Raw genomic sequence first — 22,130 nt, 5'->3', positions numbered from 1 at the left:
CATGACGGTAACTATAGCGATCCTCATGCGCGGAAAACACGACACGCCGCACGCAATCAAACGAATCCTCGACATACGCGCTTTGTTGATCACTGTGCACGGAATACCGCGCACAGTGATCAATCGAAGGGGCCGACATGGCTGAATGGGTGCGAGTCGCTGAGGCGATCGCCAATCTGGTACACGCGGGCGGCGAGGTCAAGGACATCGCGACATTGATGCAGTCGGGCGGCGATGTGCCGCTCACGTACGCTGCAGCGGAGGTGCACGAGCTCGAGGTCGAGAGCGAGCACCTCGGCTGGAAGATCGTCGTTCTGCAGCGCGGCTGGGTGGTCGTCGGCGACGTGACGGTCGAGGGCGGCGAGCTCGTGATCCGTGACGCGTCGGTGATCCGCTACTGGGGCACGACCAAGGGTCTCGGCGAGCTCGTCGACGGCCCGACCGAGAAGACGAAGCTCGACCCCGCGGGTACCGTGCGCGCACACGTCCTGGGCGTAGTGCTGACGCTCGACGTCAAGGCCGAGAAGTGGGCAGCCTGACCCCTCCGCTGTCGCTGGCAGGTTCCCTGGGTGAGGACGCCCAGGGAACCGTCGGCCGCTACGGCTACGGCTACGGCTACGGCTACGGCTCCGGCTCCGGCTACGGCTCCGGCGACGGCTACGGCTACGGCTACGGCGACGGCGACGGCTACGGCTACGGCTACGGCTACGGCGACGGCGACGGCTACGGCGACGGCTACGGCTGGTGATGACCGAGTGAGCATCGAATCCATCGCGATCGCGCTGCACCATTCGAGGGCAACGGGCGCTGCCAAGCTCGTGCTCGTCGGCATCGCGAACCACGATGGCGACGGGGGTGCGTGGCCCTCAGTGGCCACGCTCTCCCGGTACGCCGGCGTGACACCGCGCGGCGCCCAGAAGGCCGTGCAGAAGCTCGAGCAACTGCACGAGATCCGCCGCCACGTACAGCGCGGCGGCGACGCCTTCACCGCCGACCCTCAGCGTCCGAACCTCTACGAGTTCCTGCTCACGTGCCCTCCCGACTGCGACCGGTCGAGCAAGCACCGAACGCGAAACTCGGGCATTCAGACGGAGCTATCAACAGGGGTGAACCCCAGTTCACCCGGTGAACCCCAGTTCGTAGGGCGGGCGAACCCCAGTTCGCCCAAACCGTCCACTAACCACCCCTCTACCACTGAGAAGAAATCTCACGTTGGTGAGCGTGCGCGCGCCGCGTGCGGGCACGAGCTCATCGACGAGCGCCACTGCGATCGCGGATGCCCCGCGCCGCGAGTGATCGGAGCAGCAGCATGATCGACGGATCGTTCATCGCCCTCGCCGTCGGCGCGTACGTCGCCTACCGCCTCGGCATCTGGATCGACTCGCGAGGTGAGCGGCGATGACCGTCCCTGTGATGATCCACCTGCCCATCGAAACGTTCAAGGCGCTCGAGCGCGTGGCCGACCGCAAGGGCATCGCGATGCGCGACCTCATCGTCGCCGGCCTGATGCGCAGCACCCAGCCGCGACCGCAGCGCACGTCCGGTCAGGTCCCGTCGAGCACACCAGGCGGTGGCTCTGCGCGTCGCCACTATCGCCGCCTCGACGCCGCCGAGTGGCGTGAGCTTCGCCAGCTGAGGGCGGCTGGCTGGTCAGTGCCCGAGCTCGCCGTGAAGTACGGCTGCTCGTCGTCGATCATCTACCGCCACCTGCAGAACGAGAAGCGATGATCCAGCACGGCCCCGGCACCTACGCCGACCCGAGCCTGCCCGCCGAGTCGTGGGGTGGGCGGAAGGCGCAGCAGTACGTCGAGCTCACGCTGCTGACGTACGGCGACATCTGCATCAACTGCGGACTGCCCGGGTCGAACAGCGCCGACCACGTCATCCCTCGCAGCAAGGGCGGCGCGGTCTACGACATCGACAACCTCGGCCCCAGCCACCGCCGCTGCAACTACAGCAGGCAGGACAAACCGCTCAGGCCCGTCGGCATCCCCGTCGAGAGCGGACTCGCGTTCTTTAAGACGTGAGATCCGGGACACCCACGCGCAGCCCCGTCTTTTCTTTCCCGATCAGCGCCAGAAAAACCCGCACCGCACGAAAGGAGCCGAGATGACCGAGAACGATGCCGGCCTCGCCGACTACCTCCCAGGCATGGAGCCGCCGGCGGCAAGCTCGATCGTCTCAGCCGCCTACGCCAAGGCAATCGAGCGCCTACGCTCCGACGGCGTCATCGGCGACGAGCACGCCGGCATCTGCGCCAGCATCATGACGCTCGCCGAGATCGCCGACAACCCGACGACCAAGGCCTATGCGCGCAACGGCGCGCTGCAGGAAGCCCACGAGCAGATGCGCACGCTGCTCGACGCCGCGAAGCGTCAGGGCGACGCCGACTACGCGACGTTCGAGACGTGGCTGGCGGCGCAGCAGTGACCTGGTCGGGGTTCACCTACGCGACGCCCCGCGACCCGTCGCGGCCGTCGCGCGGCGCGAAGATCGCCGAGCTCGCGCGGATGCTCGGATGGGAGCCGATGCCCTGGCAGCAGCACGTCTGGGACGTCGCCACCGAGCTCGACGAGCGCGGCAACTACGTCTACGAGAAAGTCTTCGTGACAGTCCCGCGCCAGTCCGGCAAGACCACGCTCTTCGGCCCCGTCGAGTTGCAGCGGGCCGTCGAATTTCCCGGCTCCAAGGTGTACTTCACGGCGCAGACCGGCGACGACGCGCGCACGCTGCTCAAGAACCTGATCTCACGCGTCGAGGCCAGCCCGCTCAGCCGATTCTTCGACGGCAAGCGCAGCGCCGCTCAGACCGGCATGGTGACGCCGAAGGGCTCCGAGATCTGGGCGTTCCCGCCCAAGCCTGAGAAGATCCACGGCAAGACCCCGGTGCTCGTCGGCATCGACGAGATCTGGACGCTCGACGATGTTCAGGCCAAGGGCCTGATCACAGACGGCATAGAGCCCGCGCAGCGCACGCTCTACGGCAAGCGCCAGATCTGGTACCTGTCGACAGCCGGAACCGCCGAGTCGACCTTCATGAAGCGCCAGGTTCAGATCGGCCGGCGCAGCGTCACAGAGCCCGGATCTCATCCCCGGTTCGCGTACTTCGAGGCCAGCCTGCCCGACGACGCCGACCCATACGACCGCGAGGCATTCGCCGCGTTCCACCCAGCCGTCGGCTACACGCAGGACGTTGACGACCTCTTCGCGCTCGTCGACGGCACCGTGCCCGAAGAGGAGCGCGTCGACCACTCGACGTGGCTCCGCGCCTACTGCAACCGCTGGACGGAGTCTCGCGAGGTGCTCATCCCCGACTGGGACGAGCTCGCCGACGAGACGCTCGAGGCGCGCTGGGCCGACGTCGCGATCTCGTGGGAAGTCGCGCACGACAACCAGATGGGCGCAATCGTAGCGACCTGGCGCGCAGACGACGAGACGATCTGCACCCGCGTCGTGCACGCAGCACCCGGCACCCAGTGGATGGAAGACCTGCTCGTCAAGATCCATGCGCTCGCGCCGGCCGCGTTCGGCGCCGACGACGGTGGCCCGACCCGACGTCTGAACGACAGGCTCCGCCTGCGCCTCGGCGACGACGAGATCACGACGCTCGGCATGAAGGACTTTGGCGTCGCGTGCGAGACGTGGCTCACCGCCGCCCGCGACGAGAAGCAGCTGCTGCACGACGGGTCGCGCACTCTCGCCCACGGCGTTGCGTTCCTCGTCATGAAGCGGCAGGGCGAGGTCACGCGATTCAGTCGCGCCGACGCCGCCGGCCCCATCGCATCCGCCGTCGCGCTGTGGCTCTATGACCACCGTGACGCGCCGTCCTGGACACCCACCACGAGCTACTGAGGAACCCTGATGATCTCACTCGACTCCACCCAGATCAGCGTCGTCGTGCTCTGCTCACTCTGCCCCTGGTACCGCGGCTTCGCCGACTCTCGCGACGAGGGCTGGCGCGTCGGCGCGCACCACGAGCAGCAGCTGCATCCTGAGCTCGACCAGGCCCGCAACGCCCGCGACCAGCGCGCATCACGTGCACGACACGCCGTGTCGGCGCTTTCGGGTGTCAGGACTCAGGATGACGGTATCCAACGTGAACCAGTCGAAGCCCAGCATCCTGAGCCGCGCCCTCGCCGCCATGGCGCCGGCGCTGTCGCTCTCGATCAAGAGCCCTGAGGACTGGGCTGACAGCAGCCACCTGATCCCCGTCGACCTGCAGTCGCTGTTCGGGTGGGCCGATGCATCCGGCATCCAGATCAGCCGCCGCACGGCGATGGGCCTCGACGTCGTCGCCAAGGGCCGGCGCGTGCTCGCCACCAACCTCGGCCGCATGAGCCTGGTGAACTTCAAGGCCGGCGCCCGCGCCCCGCTGCAGATGGCCTACCTGCAGCAGCCCGAGGAAGACCGCCCGCTCGCGCAGACGCTCATCTGGACGGCCGACGCCCTGTACTTCTACCCGCGCACCTGGTGGATCGTCCAGCGCCGCGACGCCTACGGGTGGCCGGCACGTGGCGGCGTGAAGCTGCTCGACCGCAAGGATGCCGAGTTCGACGACGACGGCAAGGTCATCAAGGCCTGGGGCAAGCCCGTCGAGGCGCGCGACGTCATCCAGTTCGACGCCCCCGACGGCGGCCTGCTGCACGACGGACTCAAGACCCTGCGCCGCGCCGTCGTCCTCGACCGCGCGGCCAGCCTCGCCGAAGAGAACCCCGTCCCGTCCGTCGACATCCACAACACCGGTTCCACGAAGCTCGAGGCCGACCAGATCCGTGCGCTGCTCGCCAGCTGGCAGGCAGCCCGCGCGAAGTACGGCGCGGCGTACTCGGACAAGTCGATCGAGGTCAAGACTCTCGGTCTCGACAAGGAGCAGCTGCTGCTCGACGCGCAGAACCGCATGGACGTCAAGCTCGCCCGCCAGGTCGGCATCCCCGCCTGGGCCGCCGACGTGGCGCTCGAGGGATCGACGCTGAACTACCAGAACCGCGCCAGCCGCGCGTGGGAGCTCATCGACCTGTACCTCGCCACGTACACGACCGCGATCGCATCGCGCCTGTCGATGAACGACTGCACGCCGATCGGCTGGTCGACCGAGTTCGACACTGAGGTCCTCACCCGACCCGAGCTCAAGACCAGGTTCGAGACGTACGAGATCGGCCTGCGCGCCGGGTTCATCGACCAAGCGTGGATCGACGCACAGGAAGGCCAGCCGATGAAGCAGCTCGAGGAGTCCCCCGCATGAACCCTCACGAACAACTCCGCGCACGTCTGCGACTGATCGAAGCGAACGCGCAGCATCCCGCCCGCTGGAACGTCGAGCAGGGCGGCGGCACCGCCAGCCTGCACCTTTACGGCGTCGTCGGCGGATTCTGGGGCGAGATCGTCGCATCCGACGTCGTCCGCGAGATCGACGCCCTTGACGTCGCAGAGCTGCACGTCTACATCAACTCCCCCGGCGGCGACGTCTACGACGGCATCGCGATCCGCAACGCCCTGCGCCGCAGCTCCGCCAGCATCGTCGTGCACGTCGACGGGCTCGCCGCCAGCGCCGCCAGCTTCATCGCCGCCGCCGGCGACACCGTCGTCATGGGCGAGAACTCCGAGCTCATGATCCACGACGCGTGGACGATCGCACTCGGCAACGCCGACGAGCTCCGCGTCGTCGCCGACGATCTCGACCGCATCAGCGCCAACATCGCCGCCATGTACGCCGAGAAGGCCGGCGGCACCGCCGACGACTGGCGCGCGCTGATGAAGGCCGAGACCTGGTACTCGGCATCCGAAGCCGTCACCGCTGGCCTCGCCGACCGCGTCGAAGGCGCAGCCGACGACACCGACGACGACGAGCTGGACGTCGCCGCTCGCTTCACCAGCCCCATCTACGCCCACGCCGGCCGCGCCGCGGCCCCGGCACCCCTCCCCGTAGCCGCCATGGCTGCCACTCGAAAGGAACCCCGCATGAACCGTGAGCAGCTCGCAGCCGCACTGGCCGCCGGCACGATCACCCAGGCGCAGCACGACGACGGCCTGCGCATCCTCGACGCCATGGCCGCGCCGCACGCGCCGGCAGCGCCGGCAGCAGCGCAGCCGCTCGCACCGTCCGCCGGCGCGCCCGGCGAGCCTGTCAGCGCCGAGTACGCCGCTGGCCCGACCACCGTGCCCCAGGCCGGCGCGCAGGTCGCCGATCGCCCGCGCTCACTGATGAACGTCGCCCGCGAGGCTGCCGATCTCATCCAGGCGCGCGCGTCGATCCACGAAGTCATCGCGAACATCAACAACGCGCTGACCAACGTCGTGCCCGCCAACGACGCGGGAGAGGCGTTCCTGCAGCCGGCGAACGTCGGCGAGGTGTGGCAGGCAGTCCCCGAGGGGCGTCCGCACGTCGACGCGCTCGGTGGCCCCAAGCCGCTCACCGCGCCGAAGATCGAGGGCTGGAAGTGGACGATCCCCACGCCGGTCCTGCAGGCGTATGCCGGCAACCTCGCCGAGGTGCCGACCGGCGCATGGGCGACGCAGAAGGTCGAGGAGACCCCGAGCCGCTGGGCGTTCGGCAACAAGGTCGATCGCATCTACACCGACCTCGGCAGCGCGGACCTGATCGCCTCGCTGATCGCGATCCTGCGCCGCGGCCACGGCCCCGTGTCCGACAACGCCGTCGCGGCCGACCTGATCGCCGGCGCCACCGCACTCACCGGCACGGCCCCCGCCACCCTGATCGACGCGATCACACGCACCTTCCTGCAGCTCAAGAAGATCGGCGCGGCCCCCACGCAGTTCTGGATGGGCGAGGCCGCGTTCACCGACTTCGCCAAGCTCAAGGTCAGCGACCTGCCCGCGTGGATCGCGAACGCCACCGGATTCGTCGAGCTCGACGGCCGCACGTCGCTCGCGAACGTGTTCGATGTCGACGTCGACTTCCAGCTCGCCGCGCAGGGTTTCCTCGCGCTCGACAAGCGCGCCGCTGACGTCTACGAGACGCCCATCTTCCAGGTCGAGGCCGTCGACGTCGCCCACGGTGGCGCAGACATCGGCCTGTTCACCTACGGCGGCACGTTCCTCAACGACGCCCGCGGCATCGTCAAGGCCACCATCACCCCCGTTCCGTAAGGAGAGCAGCAGACATGGCTGAGAACAACAACCCCTACATCAAGGTCAGGCTCGCGCAGCTCGACGAGCGCAAGAAGGCGCTGCAGGCCGAGCTCAAGGAGCTCGCCGCGCGCCGCAAGGGCTACGCAGACCAGCTGGTCGACGAGCCGAAGTCCGACCCCCAGGAGGACTGACCAGCAGCGCGGGCCCGTCCCGGCCGGCCCCGGCACGGGCCCGCGCACCATCTCCGACCCCCGAAGGAAACCATGATCGACTGGTACACGCCCGAGTCCGCGAAGACCGCACTCGGCATCAGCGTCAGCGCGAAGCAGCTCGCCGCCGCGCAGGAGCAGTGTCTTCGCGTGAAGGGCCTCTCGCTCACCGCCACGACCGCGCCGAGCGAGAGCTTCGCGCAGGGCGTCGTCTACCAGGCGCTCGCCAACAAGCAGACGGCCGCCGCATCCCCCGCCGGCGACCTCGGCGGCGAGACAAACCGCGTCAACGTCGCGCCCCTCGACTGGAAGATCCTCTCCATGCTGATCGTGCCCGCACCGGATGCCGGAGACCCGACCCGCGACACCAGCCACGTCGGCTCCCTGATCGGCTGACCATGGGCGCCCGACACGACCTGCGCGACCTGATCGCCGCCGGCGCACCCGACGGCTGGGAGATCTTCGGCTACCCCGCGCAGCTGAACACCCTCGACGACCCGACCAAGCCCGTCGCGATCGTCATCGAACAGCGCACCATCACCGCCGCCCGCACCTCCCCCGACGCGAACGGCATCCCGGTCGACGTCGAGCTCACAGTCTGGGTGATCGTCGACGCCACCCTCGGGGAGACCCGCGAGGAGGTCGAGGATCGCCTCGAGCTCGCAGCCGAGCACATGATCCAGATCCTCGAGCAGCTCGACGCTCAGACCTGGGACGGCACCGCCGGCCGTAACCAGTACGACCCCCAGAAGCCCGCCTACGACTTCACCATCCGCGCCCAGGGCGCGCTGATCCCCGAGGAGACACCATGACCATCCCCGCCAACACCGCGCGCGCCACGAAGCGTTGGAAGCTGCTCAAGGGAACCGACGAGTTCCAGGGTCACACCTCGTCGATCGAGGTCACCCCCAAGATCGCCACATGGCAGGGCGGCGACGGAAACACCGTCGTCGACGACGACGGCTGCACCGTCGCGATCGTCATGGCGCAGGACACCGAGAACCCAACCTCGCTGTGGTCGGTGATGCGCGACGGCGCGGGCGAAAAGGCGACCTTCGTCATCGGCCCCCACCACGACGGCACCTTCGAGGAGTCCGTCGATGTGACGCTCGTGCGCCCGCCGCTCCGCATGGCACGTGGCGGCGTGATCCCCGAGGTGACGGTCAACCTCGAAGGCGTCTACACGCCGGCCCCCATCGTCCCGTAGGCCGCCATGCTGGACGTCCGAGATTCGCGCGAGCTGCAGGCCACGATCCTCGCCCTGCGAGGGGCTCAGCGCAGCATCCGGCTGGACATCAACAAGGAGTCCCGCTCGCGCATCCGGCCGCTCTGGCAGCAGGCGCTCAACGCGCGCACCCACGACGAGATGACCCGCCGCATCATCGTGCCGGGCGCACGCGCGACCGCCACCGACCGCGGCGTCACGATGCACGCCGCGACCAGTCGTCGCCCCCTCAGCGGTGGCCTGGTGCCGGCCTTCGAGTGGGCGGGCGCCGAGTTCGGCGCCCGCTCCCGACGTGTGGAGGTCACCCAGCGCTCTCGCGCCGGCCGCAGCTACCGCCGCCCCCTCATCATCAATCGACAGTTCCGCGGAAGGCAGCAGGACGGCATGGTCGCATTCGACGCCGCCAGCGAGGTCGGCACGAAGCTCGTCGCCATGTGGGTGCACACCGTCGTCGACAAGCTCAACGAGATCCCCGCAGTGGAGGTGACTGCCTGATGCCGATCAAGATCGACTTCCTCGCCAACGTGCGCGACTTCGTGCGAGGTACCGGCGACGCAGAGAAGGCGCTCGACGACGTCGCCGACAGCCTCGACGACATGGCAGCCGGCGCCAAGAAGGGCGGCCGCGACGCCGAACGATCCGTCGAGCAACTCGAGGACGGATTCCGCGACGCGGCCCGGCGAGCTCGTGACCTCGGCGACGCCGGGAAGGAAGCAGGCAAGGACGTCGAGCGCGGCATGGATCGCGCGAGCGAAGGCGTCGACGATTTCAAGTCAGAAGCCCAGCAGTCCGCCCGAGAGGCAGCCGCCAGCTTCGACGGCAGCATGGAATCCATTGCCGACCTCGGTCAGGAGATCGCCGCGAACGCGTTCTCCGGCTTCGGGCCCGCGGGCGTCGCGGCCGGCGTCGGCGTCGCCGCAGCGGCCGGCGTGATGATCGAACAATTCAACAAGATCAACGAAGCCGCCGAAGAGGCCCGCGAGTCCGCCTTCGCCATGGCGTACGACGTCGCCGGCGCGCTCGACGCCGCCGGATACGCCGCCCGCCTGCAGGAATGGACCGGCTCAACCGAGAAGCTGAACCAGGTGCGCGACATCGCGATCGGCACCGGCTGGGACGAGGTCGAAGTGGTCGACGCTCTCGCCGCAGGCGGCGACAAGATCAAGAAGCTCAACGACGCCTGGGGCGACGGTGCCGAGGCGCAGACATTGACCAGCGGTCGCATCTGGGAAATCGAAGCCGCGCTCAAGGCCACGAGTGAGGGGTACCTCGACGGCGCGCAGGCGGCGGATATCAACGCCCGAGCACTCTACAACTTCGCCCAGCAGGCGGGTACCGCGACTGGCGAGGTCGACGACCTCGGCAACAGGATCTATGAGCTGCCGGACAGCACACAGGTAGTCGTCGACGCGAAGACTCAGAAGGCCTATGAGAACGTCGATCAGCTCGAGAGCAAGGTCGGCGGCATCAAGGACAAGAACGTCAACGTCAGCGTCAGCGCGAACACCGACCAGGCGCAGCGGGAAATCAACGCGTTCATCACACGCAACGCATCGCGCGCGTTGAAGATCGCTGCCGAGGTCTTCCCGAAGGGCGGGTGGGACCGGTGAGCACGATCATCGCGCGCAGCACCGACGCGCAGACCATCGAACCTGAGCTCGTGCTGCACGGCTGGCAGAGCGACGACGAGCCGCAGAGCCGCATCCACATCGTGCTCGGCCGCGAGTACCCCGATATCACCCTGCGGCCCGCGCAGGCCCGCACCGGCACACTGCGGCTGCTCTTCGTGTCGGCGGAAGCTGCCGAAATCGCCCGGGTGTTCCACCGCGCCCCTGCCGTGTTCACCGCCACATCCGATCTGCCCTGGGTGCCCGCCGCTTATGTGCCGACGGGAACGATCCGCACGATGCAGCAGGCCGGCGCGCGGTGGGTGCTCGAGGTGCCATTCCAGGAGGTTGCGCCGTGATCTCGACGCACGTGTACTCGGCGCGGGTGATGCCGGCAGATGTTGACCTCGGTACGGTGGCTGGGTCGATCACGCTGGACGCCTCGGGCATCCCGCACGTCACCGCCGACCTGTCGTTCTCGGTTCCTGATGCGGCCTTGCTGGACTTGCTCGACCCACGCGACGGCGCCCGCCTCGAGGTCACCGCGAGCCGCGACGGCGGCGCCGCGCGGGTGTTCGATCTCGGCATCCGTGAGGTGAACCCGGATCGCGGAGCCGGTACCGTCGCGGTGAAGCTCGCGTCCGACGAGGCGATCCTCGGCGACGTCGCGCCCCTCGCGGATGACAAGACGCCACGCGCGCACCAGAGTTCGCTGCGGGCGGTGTGCAACTACGTGCTGGGCAAGATCGGCGCGCACCTGGAACCGGGCCCGTTGGATGCCAATGTGACCGCGTTCTGGCCGGTGTCGAACCTGCTGCCGAACCCGGGATTCGAGATCAATCTCACGGGGTGGTCGACATGGCATGCATCATCGTTCGTCCGCACCAACGTCGCGACGCCGGTGACGGGCAACTGGGCTGCACAGTGGGTGTCGGACTACACGGGCGTCACGGCTATCGAGTCGGTTCCGATCCGGGTCACCCCGGGCAAACCGGTCACGTTCGCCGCGTACATGCTCTCCAACGGCACCCGGCCGGCCCGGCTGATGATCCGCCACAGGGCCGCTGACGGGCGCATCCTCGCCGAGCATCGCACCCCGAACACGACCCTCAAGACCACCTCGTGGACGCGCCTCGCGCTCGTCGGCAAGCTCGTCCCCCCGGGTGCTGCGACGGCGACTGTGCATGCCGAGTGCGATGCGGACGGCGCGGGCCGTCAGGTGTTCATCGACTCCGCCATCTTCTACGAAGGCGACGAGCTGATCCCGTACTTCGACGGCGAGCAGCCACCCTCGGCCGGGTACACGTACGCGTGGTCCGACCCGGCGAACGTGTCCACCTCCAGCCGCATCCCCGACATCGAGCGTCCGCCTGAGGTGCTGACCTGGCACGCAGGCACGAGCGGGATGGACTTCCTTCAGGTGCTGCTCAAGCAGGCCGGTCTTCGCCTCGTGTGCGACGAGCTCCGCCGCTGGTGGCTGCGCGATGACGCCTCCCGAGCGGACGGCGGGCAGACCTGGCGGTATGGGGCGAACATCATCGCCGCCGACGAGCAACTGAGCCTCGACGAGTACTACGGGTCGGCCGTGTACGAATACGTCTGGACCGACGCGGACGGCATCCCGCAGCGCCGCATCGACAGCTTCGCCCTCGTGCCCGCCCCGGCACCGGTGCTGCACGTGCAAGTCAACGCCCCCTACCCGGGGCCAGGGCGCGCCGAGGCGCTCGTCAGACGAGCGCAGGGACGCGGCCGCATGGTCACCGTGACCGGCATTCCCGACTGGACGGAGCGCACCGATCAGCCGCTGTCGGTGCTGCTGGACGGCACCCCGATCCAGACCGGGATCAGCGGCACAGTCGTCTACTCGCTCGACGATGACACCGTGACCGTCACCAGCCGCACCACCGACACACCCGCCGCCGCATGGATCCTTATCCCGGTCGGCGCCCGATGGATCGACTCGCCCGCGGGTGAGTCCTGGACAGAGGAGATCATCCATGCCTGAGACCTACACAGGCACCGAAGGAACCACTGCGCTCGCGGACGGCATGACCATCCTCGACGGCACGGAAGACCGCCGCACCGGGTGGCTCGGCCTCAACAAGACCCGCGACTACATCGCCACCAAGGTCGCGGCGCTGCGCAGCTACGTCGATGACAAGTTCGCCGCCCTGAACCTCTCCTGGGGTGCGATCACCGGCAAGCCGACCCTGTTCCCATCCCGCTCCGACATGGTGACGCGAACAGTCGGCGGCAACGTCGAAACCGCACTCAACGACACTTACGCGCTCGCACAGTCCAAGATCGGCACCACCGGCGGCACCATCAGCGGCAGCCTCTACCTCCCGAACGCAAGCCCGGCCACCTCCGGATACACGGTCTGCTACCTCAACACGGACGGGCGCGTGTCCCGGGGCGCATCGTCCGAGCGCTACAAGAAGTACATCAGCACGATCGACCCGGCCGCTCTCGGCGACGTGTGGCCCGACCTGCACCGCTTCCAGATGCGACAGGGCGATCACGAGTGGAAGTACGGCTACATCGCCGAGCGCCTGGCCGAGTCCGACGACCTGCGGGCCTTCGTCGTCTACGACGCCGAAGGCCGCCCCGACAGCATCGACTTCATCGCGCTGCTCATGGTTCAGAACGCGCAGCTTGCGCAGCGCGTCACGAACCTCGAAGGCGGTGCGTGATGGGCAGCACTCCAGTCATCGTCTGGATCCGACCCGGCGTCGGATTCGTCCAGTCCGCCGCCGACAGCTTCCGCCGCCTCGAGGCGCGCCTGGGTCGCGAGGTCGACGTGAACAGCACCTACCGGGACTGGGACAAGCAAATGTCGATGTACCTCGCCTGGCAGGCCTACGTGAACGGCACCGGCCCGAAACCGCCGCACTCGCGAGCCGTGCACCCGGCCTACTCGATCCACTGTCAGGGTCGCGCGGTCGACAGCGACGACTGGCGCACCCCCGGATTCATCAGCCTCGCCGCCGAGTACGGCTTCATCAGAACCGCCGCGAGCGACCCCACCGAGCAACACCACTTCGAATACATCGCATCCCGAGACCAGTACCAAGGAGAGGACCCCGACATGCCCCTGAACGAAACAGACCAGCGCTGGCTCAACGGCCTCGGATCGAGCATCGTCCAGCAGGTCGTCGATGCCGTACCAGCGAGAGTCTGGACGAAGCTCATCCAGGCACAAGACGAGAACGGCCGGCTGCTCACCAAGCCAGACGGCACGGCCGTCATGTGGCAGGCCGGCGGCTATCTGGCATCCATCAACGCGCGCGTCGGCGGCACTGTCGCTGACATCGACGAGGACGCCATCGCGCAGCACCTCGCCCCGCTGATCACCGCCAACCTCAGCGCACTCTCGGACACGGACGTACAACGCATCGCCGAGGCCGCCGCCGACGAGCTCAAGAAGAGGCTCTGACCGTGACCGAGCCGCTCGAAGTCGTCGTCGCCCGCTCTGATGTGCGCCTCGCCGCCGTCGAGCGGGACATTCGCGACATCAAGAACGACATGTCCTCACGGCGCCCCTCGTGGCCGTCTGTGGTCTCGTCGCTCGTATCCGCAGCGACACTCCTCATCGTCCTCATCCAGATTCTCTAGGACCGCTCATGACCGACCTGAGAACGCCCGGCCGCGGAGACCTCAGCATCTACGCCGGCGACACGTTCACCGCGCAACTCACCTTCCAGACGCCCACGGGCGCACCGATGACTCTGCCCGACACCGGATGGACTGCCATGGTGCGCTACCAGCGCGACAGCACCGACGGACACCCCATCACCGTCGACACCACCCAAGCCGGCGACGGCATCCTCACCCTCAGCATGCCCGCCGAGGTCACCGCGAGCATCATCACCCCGACCGGAGTCTGGGATATCCAGCACACCGACGGAACCACAGTCACCACCTGGGTCACCGGGAAGGTAACGATCATCAAGGACGTGACCCGATGACCGACGTCATCGTCACCCTCATCCCGAGAGACCCCATCCGCGTCACGCTCGCCCAGGGCCTCCCGGGCCCGAAAGGCGACCCCGGAGACCGTGGCATCCAGGGAGAGCGCGGCCTGCAGGGAGAGCGCGGCCTGCAGGGAGAGCGCGGCCTGCAGGGAGAGCGCGGCCTGCAGGGGATTCAGGGAATCCAAGGCCCCAAGGGCGACCCCGGAAACCCTACCCCCTACGAGCTACGCGGCACAGGCCTCCCCGAAGGGGTCGTAACCGCGCCCGTCGGCACCTACTACACCGACACCGCCGCCACGAACGGTGCGGTGCGCTGGGTGAAGGCGAGCGGCACTGGCACCACAGGCTGGCGTGTCGTGTATGGCGACACCGGAGAACGCAACCTCGACAGCTACTTGAAGTCGCCTGCGTCAGGCACTCTCCGATGGAGCCAAGTCGGCCAGTTCGTCACCTTGGAGTTCTTCATCGCCCTCACCGCCGCAAGCGGGGAAATCACCAACGCCCTCCCTGCCGCCGCTGATGCATGGACTCACGCGGCATCCAGGAGCGTGCCCCTCGCGCGTGGTAACGGCGTCTTCGGCGTGATCACGATGAATGGCCCTGGCATCTACAGCGTGAGCAGCACTGTCACCAACAGCCTTTCTGCTCGCATCCAGTGGCGCAGCAGAACTTGGCCCACTGTTCTCCCCGGCTGACTCTCTGAAAGGACAAACTCTCACATGGCTATCCCTGACATCACCACTCTCGCCGACGAGGAGCTCGTCGCCCTTGCGCAGTCGATCAACACCCTGCTCGCGGTGCGGGCCGCTGAGGAGGCGGATGACGCCGCCGCGCGTCGCGCAGCGATTGCCGCCGAGATCACCGAGACGGTGGCGTTGATCGACAAGCTCACGGGCTACCGCGACCTCACCGACGCCGACCTCGCCGCGATCCCCGTCCCTGTCATCATCCGAGAGCTTCTCACCGCCCACATCGACACCCTCGCCCAACAGGTGGACATGGCTCACGTCATCACCGCCGCCGAGTACTGAAGGAAAGTCCCATGCCTGAGAACGGAAAGATCAACCCGAAAGTCACGTACGCGAGCGGTGGCGCCGCAATAGGATCGGCCGTCGCCACCGTGGCGGTCTGGGCGCTCGAAGCGTCGACACAGATCGACGTACCCGGCGAGGTCGAGCTCGCGCTCGGCGTCATCCTAACCGCCGGTCTAGCTTTCCTCGCGGGATGGAGCAAGCGCGCCTAGGGCATGCCGCATTTCTCGCCGGCGGCGCGCAGCCCCTCGAATGTGCCGTTGACTTCGTCGAGCGACTTATCGAGCGGGTAGCCTTCGTGCGCCATGCACGCAGCTACCCGCTCGGCTTCGGTGGGCTCGTTCAACTTGCCGAGGATGAGGGCGCCGACGACGATCACGCCGACGAGGAGGGCCGCGACGCCGCCGCCGACGATCGCGATGAGCTTGGCCTGTTTCGTCATGCCCGCATCCTTTCAGAACCCGGCGGCCGCAGTCGCCGCTCGACGGATCGCGTCGTCCTCCACACCGACGTAGATCTCGGTTGTCGTGCTGTAGGCGTGCCCCAGCAGCGTCTGCACGGCGCGAAGATCCTTCCCGCCGAGGTTGTACGCGCGGGTGCCGTATCGGTGGCGCAGCTGGTGCGCCGTGACGCCAGGTGGCAGCGCGTCGCTGATGAGCTCGCTGACGCGGCTCGGCGAGAGGTGGCCGGAGATCCTGCCTGGGAACAGGTAACCGGCGGGCAAGGCCGTGAGCTCGTGCGCGAGCGCGTCTGAAAGCGGCACGAGGCGCTGCTTATCGCCCTTGCCGTGCACGATGAGCGACCAGCCGACCAGGTCGCGCACGACGTCGCTGGTGCGCACCTGGCAGATCTCGCGGCAGCGCAGGCCGGCGCTCACGGCGAGGCGGATCATCAGCCGCACGCGCTCGTCGGAGGTGCTCAACCCGACGCGGACGGAGTGCTCGGGCGCCGGCCGCGCGACGCCTCGAGGTGCCTTGATGGGTGGCAGGTGCCGCGCGGGGTTGTCCCAGCCGCGCACGAGCTCTCCCCACGCGTAGAAGCCGCGCAGAGCCTGTCGGGCTGTGCGGCGCGCTGACGCGCCGAGATGATCGAGCGACGCCAGATAGCCGGCGAGCTGCTCAAGGGATGCTGGCGTGGGCGACGCGCCCGTGGTGTGGGCGAATCGCCGCAGCTGGTAGGAGTGCTGGTAGATCGTCCCCTCAGACTTCCTCGCAGCACGCATCCAGTCGAGGTATGCGCTCAAAGGGTCAAGCCAGCCGGGGGACACTGGTACTTCAGTCTTCACACCCGACGGTAGCGCGCGCAGGGAGGGCCTGTTCACACGCGTAGATCTTCGACCCACTCGCCTCCGACAGGGAGCTCGAGACGCTCGACGATATCCCAAAACTCTGAATCAGTGGGTTCAGGGTTCAAGTCCCTGGGGGTGCACGGACAAGCCCCGGTAGATCTCGCCATCTACCGGGGCTTCTCTGCGTCCACCTCGCGTGCCCCAGCTCGGCGCGTGTCTCCTTCTCACGGTCCGATAGCGTTGCGGGGTGATGACATCCCGTTCCGGCGCGATCGACGCTGTTCGTCTGCTCGGCTGCGTGGCCATCGTCGCAGGCCATGTGTGGACGCGCGATGCCACCGCTGAGATCCTCTACACCTGGCACGTGCCCCTGTTCTTCTTCCTGGCGGGCTGGTTCTGGACGCCGCAACGCTCGATGCGCACCGAGCTCTCGAAGCGCTGGCGCACGCTTGGCAAGCCGTACGTCGCATGGGTCCTTCTGCTCTCGCTGACGACCTGTCTTCTCATCGTCGCGAACCGTGCAGAACCCGACCGCCTGCTCGGCGGATTGTGGGGAGGATCGGCTGCTCTGCAGCCGTTCACCACCATCTGGTTCGTGTCCGTCCTGTTCTTCACAGCAGTGCTGTACCGCGCGATCTCACCGCTCCCCGCCGGGTGGCAGTGGGGGCTCGGCATCGCCGGCGCGCTGCTCGGCGCGCTGTTCGGCCCGCAACTCGCTGCGACCCCGCTGTCTGCCGGTTCGGCGATCGGGTGCCTCATCTACCTGCTCGCCGGCACAGCGCTCAACCGCCCAGGCATGAACCGGCGCTGGCTCGCGGCGACTGTCGTGCTCGCCGTCTCGGCGGTGCTGATCGCCACCGGCATCTCTCGATCGATGGACGTCAAGTTCGGCGATTACGGAACACCGCTGCTGTCCTCGGCCGTCGCAGTCGGCATCTCGTACGCCCTGGTGGTGTTCTCGACGATCGTCTTCGACAGGCTCGAGGCCGCAGCGCCCACGGCGTCCGCCCTCGCTCGCACGGCGCTGGTGATCGTCCTCCTGCATCCGCTGCTGCTGTACGTGCCCGGCCCTGACGCCCTCAGACTGGCCATCGGCGTGCTCGTCCCCGTCATCGTCGGACTCCTGTGCCTCGCTTCACCCGCATCCGAGTGGCTGACCGGCCAACCCAGACGCCCTCGCGTCCGGGCAACCGCGAGCGACCGGGGCGAGTGCCGGGCGCCGGGCGATCCGTCGTCGACTCGCGCGAGTCGCGACACGTAGGGCGCCGCCATGCGGGTCACACCCGATGTCGTTCTCGCCCTGCGTCCCGAAGATGATGCGCACACGTTCGTCCCCCATCGGCGACGAGCCGGGGTCTCGCTCATCCGGTCGACACTCGATTCGTGTCTGGACCGATATGCTGCAGGCCGGTCGGATGAAGGGTCGCGGTCTATCCTTGATTGGTGACCGACACCCGCCCCGATGCCGACCTCGCTGCCGATCTGACCCTCGCCCTGCGGCTGGCCGACGCCGCGGACGCGCAGTCGCTCCCCCGCTTCGACGCCGCGGATCTGCAGGTCTCGCGCAAGGCCGATCGCTCGCACGTCACCGACGCCGACCTTGCCACCGAGCGGGCGATCCGCGGACTCCTCGCCGCTGAGCGCCCCGGCGACGGCATCTTCGGCGAGGAGTACGGCGCCGAGGGAGACACCCACCGCCAGTGGATCATCGACCCCATCGACGGCACGGCGAACTTCCTGCGCGGCGTGCCGCTGTGGGGCACGATGATCGCCCTCGCGATCGACGGCGTCCCCCGCGTCGGTGTGGTGAGCATGCCCGCGCTGTCACGGCGCTGGTGGGCCGCCGACGGCCTGGGCGCATGGACGAACGCCGCCGACGCCCCGCGCCGGCTTTCGGTGTCGAGCGTCGACTCGCTCGACGACGCCAGCATCAGCTTCCAGAGCATCGCCCAATGGGCGGATGCCGGGAGGCTCCCCGAGCTCCTCGCCGTCACCGACCGCGTCTGGCGCGACCGGGCCTACGGAGACGTGTACAGCTACATGCTGCTGGCCGAAGGCCGCATCGACATGGTCGCGGAGTTCGACGTCAAAGAGTACGACATCGCCGCGGCAGTGGCGATCGTCCGAGAAGCCGGCGGCCGCATGACCGCCTTCGACGGCGCCGAGACCCTGTCGGCACTGTCCACGCTCGCCACGAACGGCATCCTGCACGACCCCCTCCTGTCCCTGTTTCGCGACGCGCGACTCCCCTGAGCGCGTCACCGCCCCTTCACCCCTCCCCTCGGATCCACATGAGCCCCCGCACCCCTCTCGCCTTCGGCGCGCTCGTCACGGCGCTGCTGCTGGCATCCTGTTCCACCCCCGCCCCGAAACCCGCCCCGCCATCGTCCGCCTCGGCCAGCGCCGAGCCGTCGACCGCGGCGACCACCGCCGCGGTCGACGACGAGACACCCGCCGTCGACGCCGAGCCCGCCTGCGACACGATCATCACGTCCGGCACGGTCGACGCCCTCACCTCGCAGGGCTGGACCTCGAAGCACCAGGAGCTGCGCATCGGCGAGACCCTCATCGAGAACGGCCTGCTGTGCATGTGGGCCGACTTCAGCACCGCTTCAGACCACGGCCAGATGTACGGCTGGGGCGCCCTCGACGAGCGCACCTCGGAGACGGCGCAGTCGAACCTCAAGCGCGACGGCTGGCTTCGCTCGACGGAGGGCGAAATCGTCTACTTCACGGAGGACCCGGCGTACGCCATCGCCACCGATGAGGACGGCTTCGGCATGACCTACGAGTTCGGCGACGGCTGGGTGAAGTTCGCGGACACGAAACAGGGCCTGCTGCTCATCGACTGGAAGGGATGAGCGAACAGGCCCGGAGATGAAGGCGCCGCCTTCCGGCGGCGCCTTCGGTCAGTTCTGGCGCTGGTTCCAGTTGTCGGTACGACGCGTGGCCGAGCCGCGCTGACGCATGACGTACGCCAGGGCGAGGCTGACGAGGATGATGCCCGCGCTGAACGCGACGCCCTGCCACTCCGGCATCTCCCATGCAGCGCCGAACAGCCACATGCCGCCCAGGAACAGAACCATGAACACGATGAAGTCGACCACGTCGAAGCCTTTCCGATCGTCGGATTACCCCCTCAGCTTAGCGGTCTGACGCTCCATGCTGCGGCCGGTCCGACGAGCTCCGCGCGGCTAGAGTGGGGACATGCCGAGGACCCGCCCGTGACCGCTACGACGAAGCGTCCGCAGCGCCGTGGGCGTCCGGGACACGACCGTGCCGACGTCATCCGCGCCGGTGTCCAGCTCTTCAACGAGCAGGGCTATGACGCCACATCCGTATCCGATCTCACAGCCAGGCTCGGCGTCACCAAGTCGGCCCTGTACCACCACGTCGACTCGAAGGCGCAGATCCTCGAGATCGCGCTCGACGATGCCCTGGGCGGGCTGGAGGATGCCCTCGAGGCGGCTCTCCGGCGTCCCACCCCCGCTGAGCGGCTGACCGCGATCGTCGACGGCGCCGTACGGGTGCTGACCGAGAGCCAGCCGCAGGTGACGCTGCTGCTGCGTCTGCGCGGCAACAGCGACATCGAGCTCGCCGCTCTCGAGCGCCGTCGCCGGTTCGATCACACGGTGACGGGTCTGGTGCGTGAAGCGCAGGCCGAGGGGCTCGTGCGGGCCGATCTGGATGCCGGTGTCGCCACGCGCCTGATCTTCGGGATGATCAACTCGGTCGTCGAGTGGTACCGTCCGGACGGCCCGGTCGATCCGGAGCTGCTCGGTGCCGAAATCCGCGCCGTCGCCCTGGACGGTCTGCGCCTGCGCACGTGATCTCCGCCCCCCGGGTGCTCGTCGCCGGCTCTCGCGAGCCCGAGCGCATCGCCCTGACGATCGACGTGCTGGTCCCGGGTGCCACCGCCGTGCGGGCGGAGGACGCCATTCGCGAGGCCGACATCGTGGTGCTCGCGCTTCCCTCGGCAAGCTCGACTCGCTTCCCGCCGAACTCCTCCAGGGCAAGCTCGTCGTCGACGCGATGAACTACTGGTGGGAGACCGACGGCATCCGTGACGACCTGAACGACCCGCGCACCTCGACGAGCGACATCGTCCAGCAGTTCCTGTCCGGAGCGCGGGTCGTGAAGGCGCTGAATCACATGGGCTACCACGACCTCGAGGACGAGGCTCGACCGGCAGGCATGGACGGACGTCGTGCGATCGCCGTCGCGGGAGATGGAGCCGACATCGCGCCCGTCTCGGAGTTCGTCGACGCCCTCGGCTTCGATCCGGTCGTCGCGGGTCCTCTGGCCGCCGGCGTTCTGCTGCAGCCCGGGTATCCGACCTTCGGTGCGAACGTCACCGCTGGCGCGCTTCGGGAGCTCATCGCCGCAGCCGCCGAGCAGCACGGCTCGGTCGTCATGGCATCGGGTCGCTGACGCGCCGGTCGGACCGCAGACGACGACGCCCGCGATCTCCTGCATCTGCAGGGATCGCGGGCGTCATCCACAGTGACAGCGGCTTGGTGGAGCTGGGGGGAATCGAACCCCCGTCCGACGCTGCTAATCCACGTCTTCTCCGGGCGCAGTCTGTGGAGGCGTTCTGCTCGGCTCCGACCTTTGTCACAGACACCTAAGTCGACGAGCCCAGTCTGGGAAGAGTCCCACGTGACGTCCAGACGCCATCACGCAGCAAGATCCCTAGATGACGCCAGGGTCCGTATCGGGATCACATACGGTCTGACGGACTATCGGGCTCGCTTAGGCAGCGAGGGCGAAGTCGTTGCGCTTGGATTCGGCAACTATAGGTTCGCAGGGAGCGTTCACGAGATAACCCTGCATCCTCGGCCCGCTTCTCGTCGATACACAGGCGCCGTCGAAACCGATCAGCCCCGTGAACCTTCTCGCGAAGGAGCCACTGTCACACTGTGGAATTACCAGCGGGAGCAGGTGCTCCCGAGCATCACAGACTACAACGGATCGACCGCGGATGCTATTCCGCGACGGGCCTGTCATCGTGGTGCCGTACAGTCGCTCGCATGAGCGAAGTCATCATCACCGTGCGAGGCGAGCACGAACTGCGCGTCGCACCCGAGCGTGCCACCGTCCACCTCTCGGTCTCGTTCGACGGTCCCGAGCGCGCCGATGTCGTCGAGCGTGCTCTCGCAGCCGCCGCGCCCGTGCGCGAGGGGATCGAGGAGCGCAAGACCTCGGGCAGCATCACGGAGTGGAGCAGTCAGCGGATGAGCGTGTATGCCGACCGACCGTGGAACAGCGACGGTCGGCGGCTCGCCCCGGTGTACCGCGCGAGCATCGACTTCACCGCGACGTTCTCGGACTTCTCGGAGATGTCGGAGTGGGTCACCGAGATCTCCGCCGACACAGGGGTCTCGGTCGGAGCAGTCGACTGGCATCTCACCCCAGAGACCGAACGCGAGGTCGAGCGCGAGGTCGCGACCCAGGCCGTCGGCGTCGCCGTCTCCAGAGCACGGGCCTACGCGCAGGCTCTCGGTCTGCAGAACGTCACGCCGAGAGAGATCTCCGATCGCGGGCTGATGTCGACCGAGAGCGCCGCCTTCAAGCCCGTGGCGATGCGCGGCATGGCGATGGACTCGGCACCTGCCATGGAGTTCCAGGGTGAGGAGATCACCGTCTCCGCCACCGTCGAGGGTCGATTCTCGGCATCCTGACCCGCGCTCATGCGGGCGGAGGTATCC

The 22,130-nt window shown here is 68.1% G+C and carries 34 protein-coding genes and 1 other RNA gene; 31 read left to right on the top strand and 4 right to left on the bottom strand.

All coding sequences use genetic code 11. The annotated features are described in order from the left end of the window. Positions 1 to 137 precede the first annotated feature (137 nt). The 24 genes from FVO59_RS12935 (at position 138) to FVO59_RS12830 (ending at position 15,346) form a co-directional block, all read left to right on the top strand. Positions 138 to 539 carry a hypothetical protein gene (locus FVO59_RS12935; RefSeq protein ID WP_220465678.1) on the top strand — a complete coding sequence of 134 codons (402 nt, stop codon included), beginning with the start codon at positions 138 to 140 and terminating at the stop codon, positions 537 to 539. Then, positions 527 to 748 carry a hypothetical protein gene (locus FVO59_RS12930; protein ID WP_182253000.1) on the top strand — a complete coding sequence of 74 codons (222 nt, stop codon included), beginning with the start codon at positions 527 to 529 and terminating at the stop codon, positions 746 to 748. The genes FVO59_RS12935 and FVO59_RS12930 overlap by 13 nt, the downstream gene beginning before the upstream one ends. Before the next feature lie 7 nt (positions 749 to 755). Then, positions 756 to 1,313 carry a helix-turn-helix domain-containing protein gene (locus FVO59_RS12925; protein WP_182252999.1) on the top strand — a complete coding sequence of 186 codons (558 nt, stop codon included), beginning with the start codon at positions 756 to 758 and terminating at the stop codon, positions 1,311 to 1,313. An 85-nt stretch (positions 1,314 to 1,398) separates the two neighbouring features. Beyond that, on the top strand, positions 1,399 to 1,728 hold the full coding sequence (locus FVO59_RS12920) for a helix-turn-helix domain-containing protein (RefSeq protein ID WP_182252998.1): 330 nt from the start codon (positions 1,399 to 1,401) through the stop codon (positions 1,726 to 1,728). Beyond that, the gene (locus FVO59_RS12915) at positions 1,725 to 2,027 is read left to right on the top strand and encodes an HNH endonuclease (protein ID WP_182252997.1); all 303 of its coding nucleotides are present in this window, start codon (positions 1,725 to 1,727) and stop codon (positions 2,025 to 2,027) included. The genes FVO59_RS12920 and FVO59_RS12915 overlap by 4 nt, the downstream gene beginning before the upstream one ends. Before the next feature lie 82 nt (positions 2,028 to 2,109). Beyond that, positions 2,110 to 2,430 (top strand): hypothetical protein, encoded by a 321-nt coding sequence (locus FVO59_RS12910; RefSeq protein ID WP_182252996.1) that lies wholly within the window; start codon positions 2,110 to 2,112, stop codon positions 2,428 to 2,430. Next, positions 2,409 to 3,851 carry a terminase large subunit domain-containing protein gene (locus tag FVO59_RS12905; protein WP_182252995.1) on the top strand — a complete coding sequence of 481 codons (1,443 nt, stop codon included), beginning with the start codon at positions 2,409 to 2,411 and terminating at the stop codon, positions 3,849 to 3,851. Before FVO59_RS12910 ends, FVO59_RS12905 begins: the two co-directional genes overlap by 22 nt. Positions 3,852 to 4,080: 229 nt before the next feature. Further along, on the top strand, positions 4,081 to 5,241 hold the full coding sequence (locus FVO59_RS12900; RefSeq protein WP_182252994.1) for a phage portal family protein: 1,161 nt from the start codon (positions 4,081 to 4,083) through the stop codon (positions 5,239 to 5,241). Next, positions 5,238 to 7,106 carry a head maturation protease, ClpP-related gene (locus FVO59_RS12895; protein WP_182252993.1) on the top strand — a complete coding sequence of 623 codons (1,869 nt, stop codon included), beginning with the start codon at positions 5,238 to 5,240 and terminating at the stop codon, positions 7,104 to 7,106. Before FVO59_RS12900 ends, FVO59_RS12895 begins: the two co-directional genes overlap by 4 nt. Before the next feature lie 14 nt (positions 7,107 to 7,120). After that, on the top strand, positions 7,121 to 7,279 hold the full coding sequence (locus FVO59_RS12890; protein ID WP_182252992.1) for a hypothetical protein: 159 nt from the start codon (positions 7,121 to 7,123) through the stop codon (positions 7,277 to 7,279). 72 nt (positions 7,280 to 7,351) lie between these two features. Further along, a complete protein-coding gene (locus tag FVO59_RS12885) occupies positions 7,352 to 7,693 on the top strand; it encodes a hypothetical protein (RefSeq protein ID WP_182252991.1) in 342 nt (113 codons plus the stop codon). A gap of 2 nt (positions 7,694 to 7,695) precedes the next feature. After that, positions 7,696 to 8,109, top strand: a complete 414-nt coding sequence (locus FVO59_RS12880; RefSeq protein WP_182252990.1) for a hypothetical protein — start codon at positions 7,696 to 7,698, stop codon at positions 8,107 to 8,109. After that, a complete protein-coding gene (locus FVO59_RS12875; protein ID WP_182252989.1) occupies positions 8,106 to 8,504 on the top strand; it encodes a hypothetical protein in 399 nt (132 codons plus the stop codon). The genes FVO59_RS12880 and FVO59_RS12875 overlap by 4 nt, the downstream gene beginning before the upstream one ends. Before the next feature lie 6 nt (positions 8,505 to 8,510). Continuing rightward, positions 8,511 to 9,017: a hypothetical protein gene (locus FVO59_RS12870; RefSeq protein WP_182252988.1), complete on the top strand. Its 507-nt coding sequence runs from the start codon at positions 8,511 to 8,513 to the stop codon at positions 9,015 to 9,017. After that, the gene (locus tag FVO59_RS12865; protein ID WP_182252987.1) at positions 9,017 to 10,132 is read left to right on the top strand and encodes a hypothetical protein; all 1,116 of its coding nucleotides are present in this window, start codon (positions 9,017 to 9,019) and stop codon (positions 10,130 to 10,132) included. The genes FVO59_RS12870 and FVO59_RS12865 overlap by 1 nt, the downstream gene beginning before the upstream one ends. Further along, positions 10,129 to 10,488, top strand: a complete 360-nt coding sequence (locus FVO59_RS12860; RefSeq protein WP_182252986.1) for a hypothetical protein — start codon at positions 10,129 to 10,131, stop codon at positions 10,486 to 10,488. Before FVO59_RS12865 ends, FVO59_RS12860 begins: the two co-directional genes overlap by 4 nt. Beyond that, positions 10,485 to 12,134: a carbohydrate binding domain-containing protein gene (locus FVO59_RS12855; RefSeq protein ID WP_182252985.1), complete on the top strand. Its 1,650-nt coding sequence runs from the start codon at positions 10,485 to 10,487 to the stop codon at positions 12,132 to 12,134. The genes FVO59_RS12860 and FVO59_RS12855 overlap by 4 nt, the downstream gene beginning before the upstream one ends. Beyond that, on the top strand, positions 12,127 to 12,822 hold the full coding sequence (locus FVO59_RS12850; RefSeq protein ID WP_182252984.1) for a hypothetical protein: 696 nt from the start codon (positions 12,127 to 12,129) through the stop codon (positions 12,820 to 12,822). Before FVO59_RS12855 ends, FVO59_RS12850 begins: the two co-directional genes overlap by 8 nt. Next, positions 12,822 to 13,565, top strand: a complete 744-nt coding sequence (locus FVO59_RS12845; RefSeq protein WP_182252983.1) for a M15 family metallopeptidase domain-containing protein — start codon at positions 12,822 to 12,824, stop codon at positions 13,563 to 13,565. The genes FVO59_RS12850 and FVO59_RS12845 overlap by 1 nt, the downstream gene beginning before the upstream one ends. A gap of 2 nt (positions 13,566 to 13,567) precedes the next feature. Next, entirely contained in the window at positions 13,568 to 13,744 is a 177-nt protein-coding gene (locus FVO59_RS16280; RefSeq protein WP_220465677.1) for a hypothetical protein, read from the top strand. Positions 13,745 to 13,752: 8 nt separating this feature from the next. Continuing rightward, on the top strand, positions 13,753 to 14,097 hold the full coding sequence (locus tag FVO59_RS16275) for an LtfC-like domain-containing protein (RefSeq protein ID WP_220465676.1): 345 nt from the start codon (positions 13,753 to 13,755) through the stop codon (positions 14,095 to 14,097). After that, positions 14,094 to 14,798, top strand: coding sequence for a collagen-like domain-containing protein (locus FVO59_RS16270; protein ID WP_220465675.1), 705 nt, complete (start codon positions 14,094 to 14,096; stop codon positions 14,796 to 14,798). The genes FVO59_RS16275 and FVO59_RS16270 overlap by 4 nt, the downstream gene beginning before the upstream one ends. 24 nt (positions 14,799 to 14,822) lie before the next feature. Then, positions 14,823 to 15,134 (top strand): hypothetical protein, encoded by a 312-nt coding sequence (locus FVO59_RS12835; protein WP_182252981.1) that lies wholly within the window; start codon positions 14,823 to 14,825, stop codon positions 15,132 to 15,134. 11 nt (positions 15,135 to 15,145) lie between these two features. Then, positions 15,146 to 15,346, top strand: coding sequence for a hypothetical protein (locus tag FVO59_RS12830; RefSeq protein ID WP_182252980.1), 201 nt, complete (start codon positions 15,146 to 15,148; stop codon positions 15,344 to 15,346). Here FVO59_RS12830 and FVO59_RS12825 read toward each other — a convergent pair. Then, positions 15,343 to 15,576: a hypothetical protein gene (locus tag FVO59_RS12825; RefSeq protein WP_182252979.1), complete on the bottom strand. Its 234-nt coding sequence runs from the start codon at positions 15,574 to 15,576 to the stop codon at positions 15,343 to 15,345. The genes FVO59_RS12830 and FVO59_RS12825 overlap by 4 nt on opposite strands. 12 nt (positions 15,577 to 15,588) lie before the next feature. Next, positions 15,589 to 16,377 carry a tyrosine-type recombinase/integrase gene (locus FVO59_RS12820; RefSeq protein ID WP_182252978.1) on the bottom strand — a complete coding sequence of 263 codons (789 nt, stop codon included), beginning with the start codon at positions 16,375 to 16,377 and terminating at the stop codon, positions 15,589 to 15,591. 295 nt (positions 16,378 to 16,672) lie between these two features. On the opposite strand from FVO59_RS12820, the gene FVO59_RS12815 reads away from it, so the two are divergent. From FVO59_RS12815 to FVO59_RS12805, 3 genes are all read left to right on the top strand, one after another. Further along, on the top strand, positions 16,673 to 17,683 hold the full coding sequence (locus tag FVO59_RS12815) for an acyltransferase family protein (RefSeq protein ID WP_182252977.1): 1,011 nt from the start codon (positions 16,673 to 16,675) through the stop codon (positions 17,681 to 17,683). A gap of 182 nt (positions 17,684 to 17,865) precedes the next feature. Further along, positions 17,866 to 18,675, top strand: coding sequence for an inositol monophosphatase family protein (locus tag FVO59_RS12810; protein ID WP_182252976.1), 810 nt, complete (start codon positions 17,866 to 17,868; stop codon positions 18,673 to 18,675). Between the two features lie 38 nt (positions 18,676 to 18,713). Beyond that, positions 18,714 to 19,283 (top strand): hypothetical protein, encoded by a 570-nt coding sequence (locus FVO59_RS12805; protein WP_182252975.1) that lies wholly within the window; start codon positions 18,714 to 18,716, stop codon positions 19,281 to 19,283. A gap of 48 nt (positions 19,284 to 19,331) precedes the next feature. Here the strand turns inward: FVO59_RS12805 and FVO59_RS12800 are convergent, their stop codons facing one another. Continuing rightward, positions 19,332 to 19,529 carry a hypothetical protein gene (locus tag FVO59_RS12800; protein WP_182256926.1) on the bottom strand — a complete coding sequence of 66 codons (198 nt, stop codon included), beginning with the start codon at positions 19,527 to 19,529 and terminating at the stop codon, positions 19,332 to 19,334. 117 nt (positions 19,530 to 19,646) lie between these two features. Between FVO59_RS12800 and FVO59_RS12795 the strand changes: the two genes are divergently transcribed. The 3 genes from FVO59_RS12795 to FVO59_RS12790 are packed head-to-tail and all read left to right on the top strand — an operon-like array spanning position 19,647 to position 20,853. Continuing rightward, positions 19,647 to 20,252, top strand: a complete 606-nt coding sequence (locus tag FVO59_RS12795; RefSeq protein WP_182252974.1) for a TetR/AcrR family transcriptional regulator — start codon at positions 19,647 to 19,649, stop codon at positions 20,250 to 20,252. Continuing rightward, complete coding sequence (locus FVO59_RS16595) at positions 20,249 to 20,458, top strand: NAD(P)-binding domain-containing protein (RefSeq protein ID WP_259363236.1); 210 nt, start codon at positions 20,249 to 20,251, stop codon at positions 20,456 to 20,458. The genes FVO59_RS12795 and FVO59_RS16595 overlap by 4 nt, the downstream gene beginning before the upstream one ends. Further along, positions 20,455 to 20,853: an NADPH-dependent F420 reductase gene (locus tag FVO59_RS12790; RefSeq protein WP_259363235.1), complete on the top strand. Its 399-nt coding sequence runs from the start codon at positions 20,455 to 20,457 to the stop codon at positions 20,851 to 20,853. The genes FVO59_RS16595 and FVO59_RS12790 overlap by 4 nt, the downstream gene beginning before the upstream one ends. Before the next feature lie 84 nt (positions 20,854 to 20,937). On the opposite strand, the gene ssrA is transcribed toward FVO59_RS12790, so the two are convergent. Then, positions 20,938 to 21,307: a transfer-messenger RNA gene (gene ssrA / locus FVO59_RS12785) on the bottom strand. A gap of 145 nt (positions 21,308 to 21,452) precedes the next feature. Between ssrA and FVO59_RS12780 the strand changes: the two genes are divergently transcribed. After that, positions 21,453 to 22,103: an SIMPL domain-containing protein gene (locus tag FVO59_RS12780; protein ID WP_182252973.1), complete on the top strand. Its 651-nt coding sequence runs from the start codon at positions 21,453 to 21,455 to the stop codon at positions 22,101 to 22,103. Positions 22,104 to 22,130 lie beyond the last annotated feature (27 nt).

The sequence above is a fragment of the Microbacterium esteraromaticum genome, from assembly GCF_014084045.1.
Lineage (GTDB): Bacteria > Actinomycetota > Actinomycetes > Actinomycetales > Microbacteriaceae > Microbacterium > Microbacterium esteraromaticum_D.
This window is presented reverse-complemented; position numbering and strand designations above follow the sequence as displayed.

Bases quoted from the DNA above. Each gene is read 5' to 3' on its own strand.
- FVO59_RS12845 (WP_182252983.1), top strand. From the start codon at position 12,822: ATGGGCAGCACTCCAGTCATCGTCTGGATCCGACCCGGCGTCGGATTC.
- FVO59_RS16270 (WP_220465675.1), top strand. From the start codon at position 14,094: ATGACCGACGTCATCGTCACCCTCATCCCGAGAGACCCCATCCGCGTC.
- FVO59_RS12900 (WP_182252994.1), top strand. From the start codon at position 4,081: ATGACGGTATCCAACGTGAACCAGTCGAAGCCCAGCATCCTGAGCCGC.
- FVO59_RS12805 (WP_182252975.1), top strand. From the start codon at position 18,714: ATGAGCCCCCGCACCCCTCTCGCCTTCGGCGCGCTCGTCACGGCGCTG.
- FVO59_RS12885 (WP_182252991.1), top strand. From the start codon at position 7,352: ATGATCGACTGGTACACGCCCGAGTCCGCGAAGACCGCACTCGGCATC.
- FVO59_RS12790 (WP_259363235.1), top strand. From the start codon at position 20,455: ATGAACTACTGGTGGGAGACCGACGGCATCCGTGACGACCTGAACGAC.
- FVO59_RS16275 (WP_220465676.1), top strand. From the start codon at position 13,753: ATGACCGACCTGAGAACGCCCGGCCGCGGAGACCTCAGCATCTACGCC.
- FVO59_RS12830 (WP_182252980.1), top strand. From the start codon at position 15,146: ATGCCTGAGAACGGAAAGATCAACCCGAAAGTCACGTACGCGAGCGGT.
- FVO59_RS12825 (WP_182252979.1), bottom strand. From the start codon at position 15,576: ATGACGAAACAGGCCAAGCTCATCGCGATCGTCGGCGGCGGCGTCGCG.
- FVO59_RS12875 (WP_182252989.1), top strand. From the start codon at position 8,106: ATGACCATCCCCGCCAACACCGCGCGCGCCACGAAGCGTTGGAAGCTG.
- FVO59_RS12780 (WP_182252973.1), top strand. From the start codon at position 21,453: ATGAGCGAAGTCATCATCACCGTGCGAGGCGAGCACGAACTGCGCGTC.
- FVO59_RS12850 (WP_182252984.1), top strand. From the start codon at position 12,127: ATGCCTGAGACCTACACAGGCACCGAAGGAACCACTGCGCTCGCGGAC.
- FVO59_RS12880 (WP_182252990.1), top strand. From the start codon at position 7,696: ATGGGCGCCCGACACGACCTGCGCGACCTGATCGCCGCCGGCGCACCC.
- FVO59_RS12895 (WP_182252993.1), top strand. From the start codon at position 5,238: ATGAACCCTCACGAACAACTCCGCGCACGTCTGCGACTGATCGAAGCG.
- FVO59_RS12915 (WP_182252997.1), top strand. From the start codon at position 1,725: ATGATCCAGCACGGCCCCGGCACCTACGCCGACCCGAGCCTGCCCGCC.
- FVO59_RS12835 (WP_182252981.1), top strand. From the start codon at position 14,823: ATGGCTATCCCTGACATCACCACTCTCGCCGACGAGGAGCTCGTCGCC.
- FVO59_RS12920 (WP_182252998.1), top strand. From the start codon at position 1,399: ATGACCGTCCCTGTGATGATCCACCTGCCCATCGAAACGTTCAAGGCG.
- FVO59_RS12935 (WP_220465678.1), top strand. From the start codon at position 138: ATGGCTGAATGGGTGCGAGTCGCTGAGGCGATCGCCAATCTGGTACAC.
- FVO59_RS12910 (WP_182252996.1), top strand. From the start codon at position 2,110: ATGACCGAGAACGATGCCGGCCTCGCCGACTACCTCCCAGGCATGGAG.
- FVO59_RS12815 (WP_182252977.1), top strand. From the start codon at position 16,673: ATGACATCCCGTTCCGGCGCGATCGACGCTGTTCGTCTGCTCGGCTGC.
- FVO59_RS12890 (WP_182252992.1), top strand. From the start codon at position 7,121: ATGGCTGAGAACAACAACCCCTACATCAAGGTCAGGCTCGCGCAGCTC.
- FVO59_RS12870 (WP_182252988.1), top strand. From the start codon at position 8,511: ATGCTGGACGTCCGAGATTCGCGCGAGCTGCAGGCCACGATCCTCGCC.
- FVO59_RS12865 (WP_182252987.1), top strand. From the start codon at position 9,017: ATGCCGATCAAGATCGACTTCCTCGCCAACGTGCGCGACTTCGTGCGA.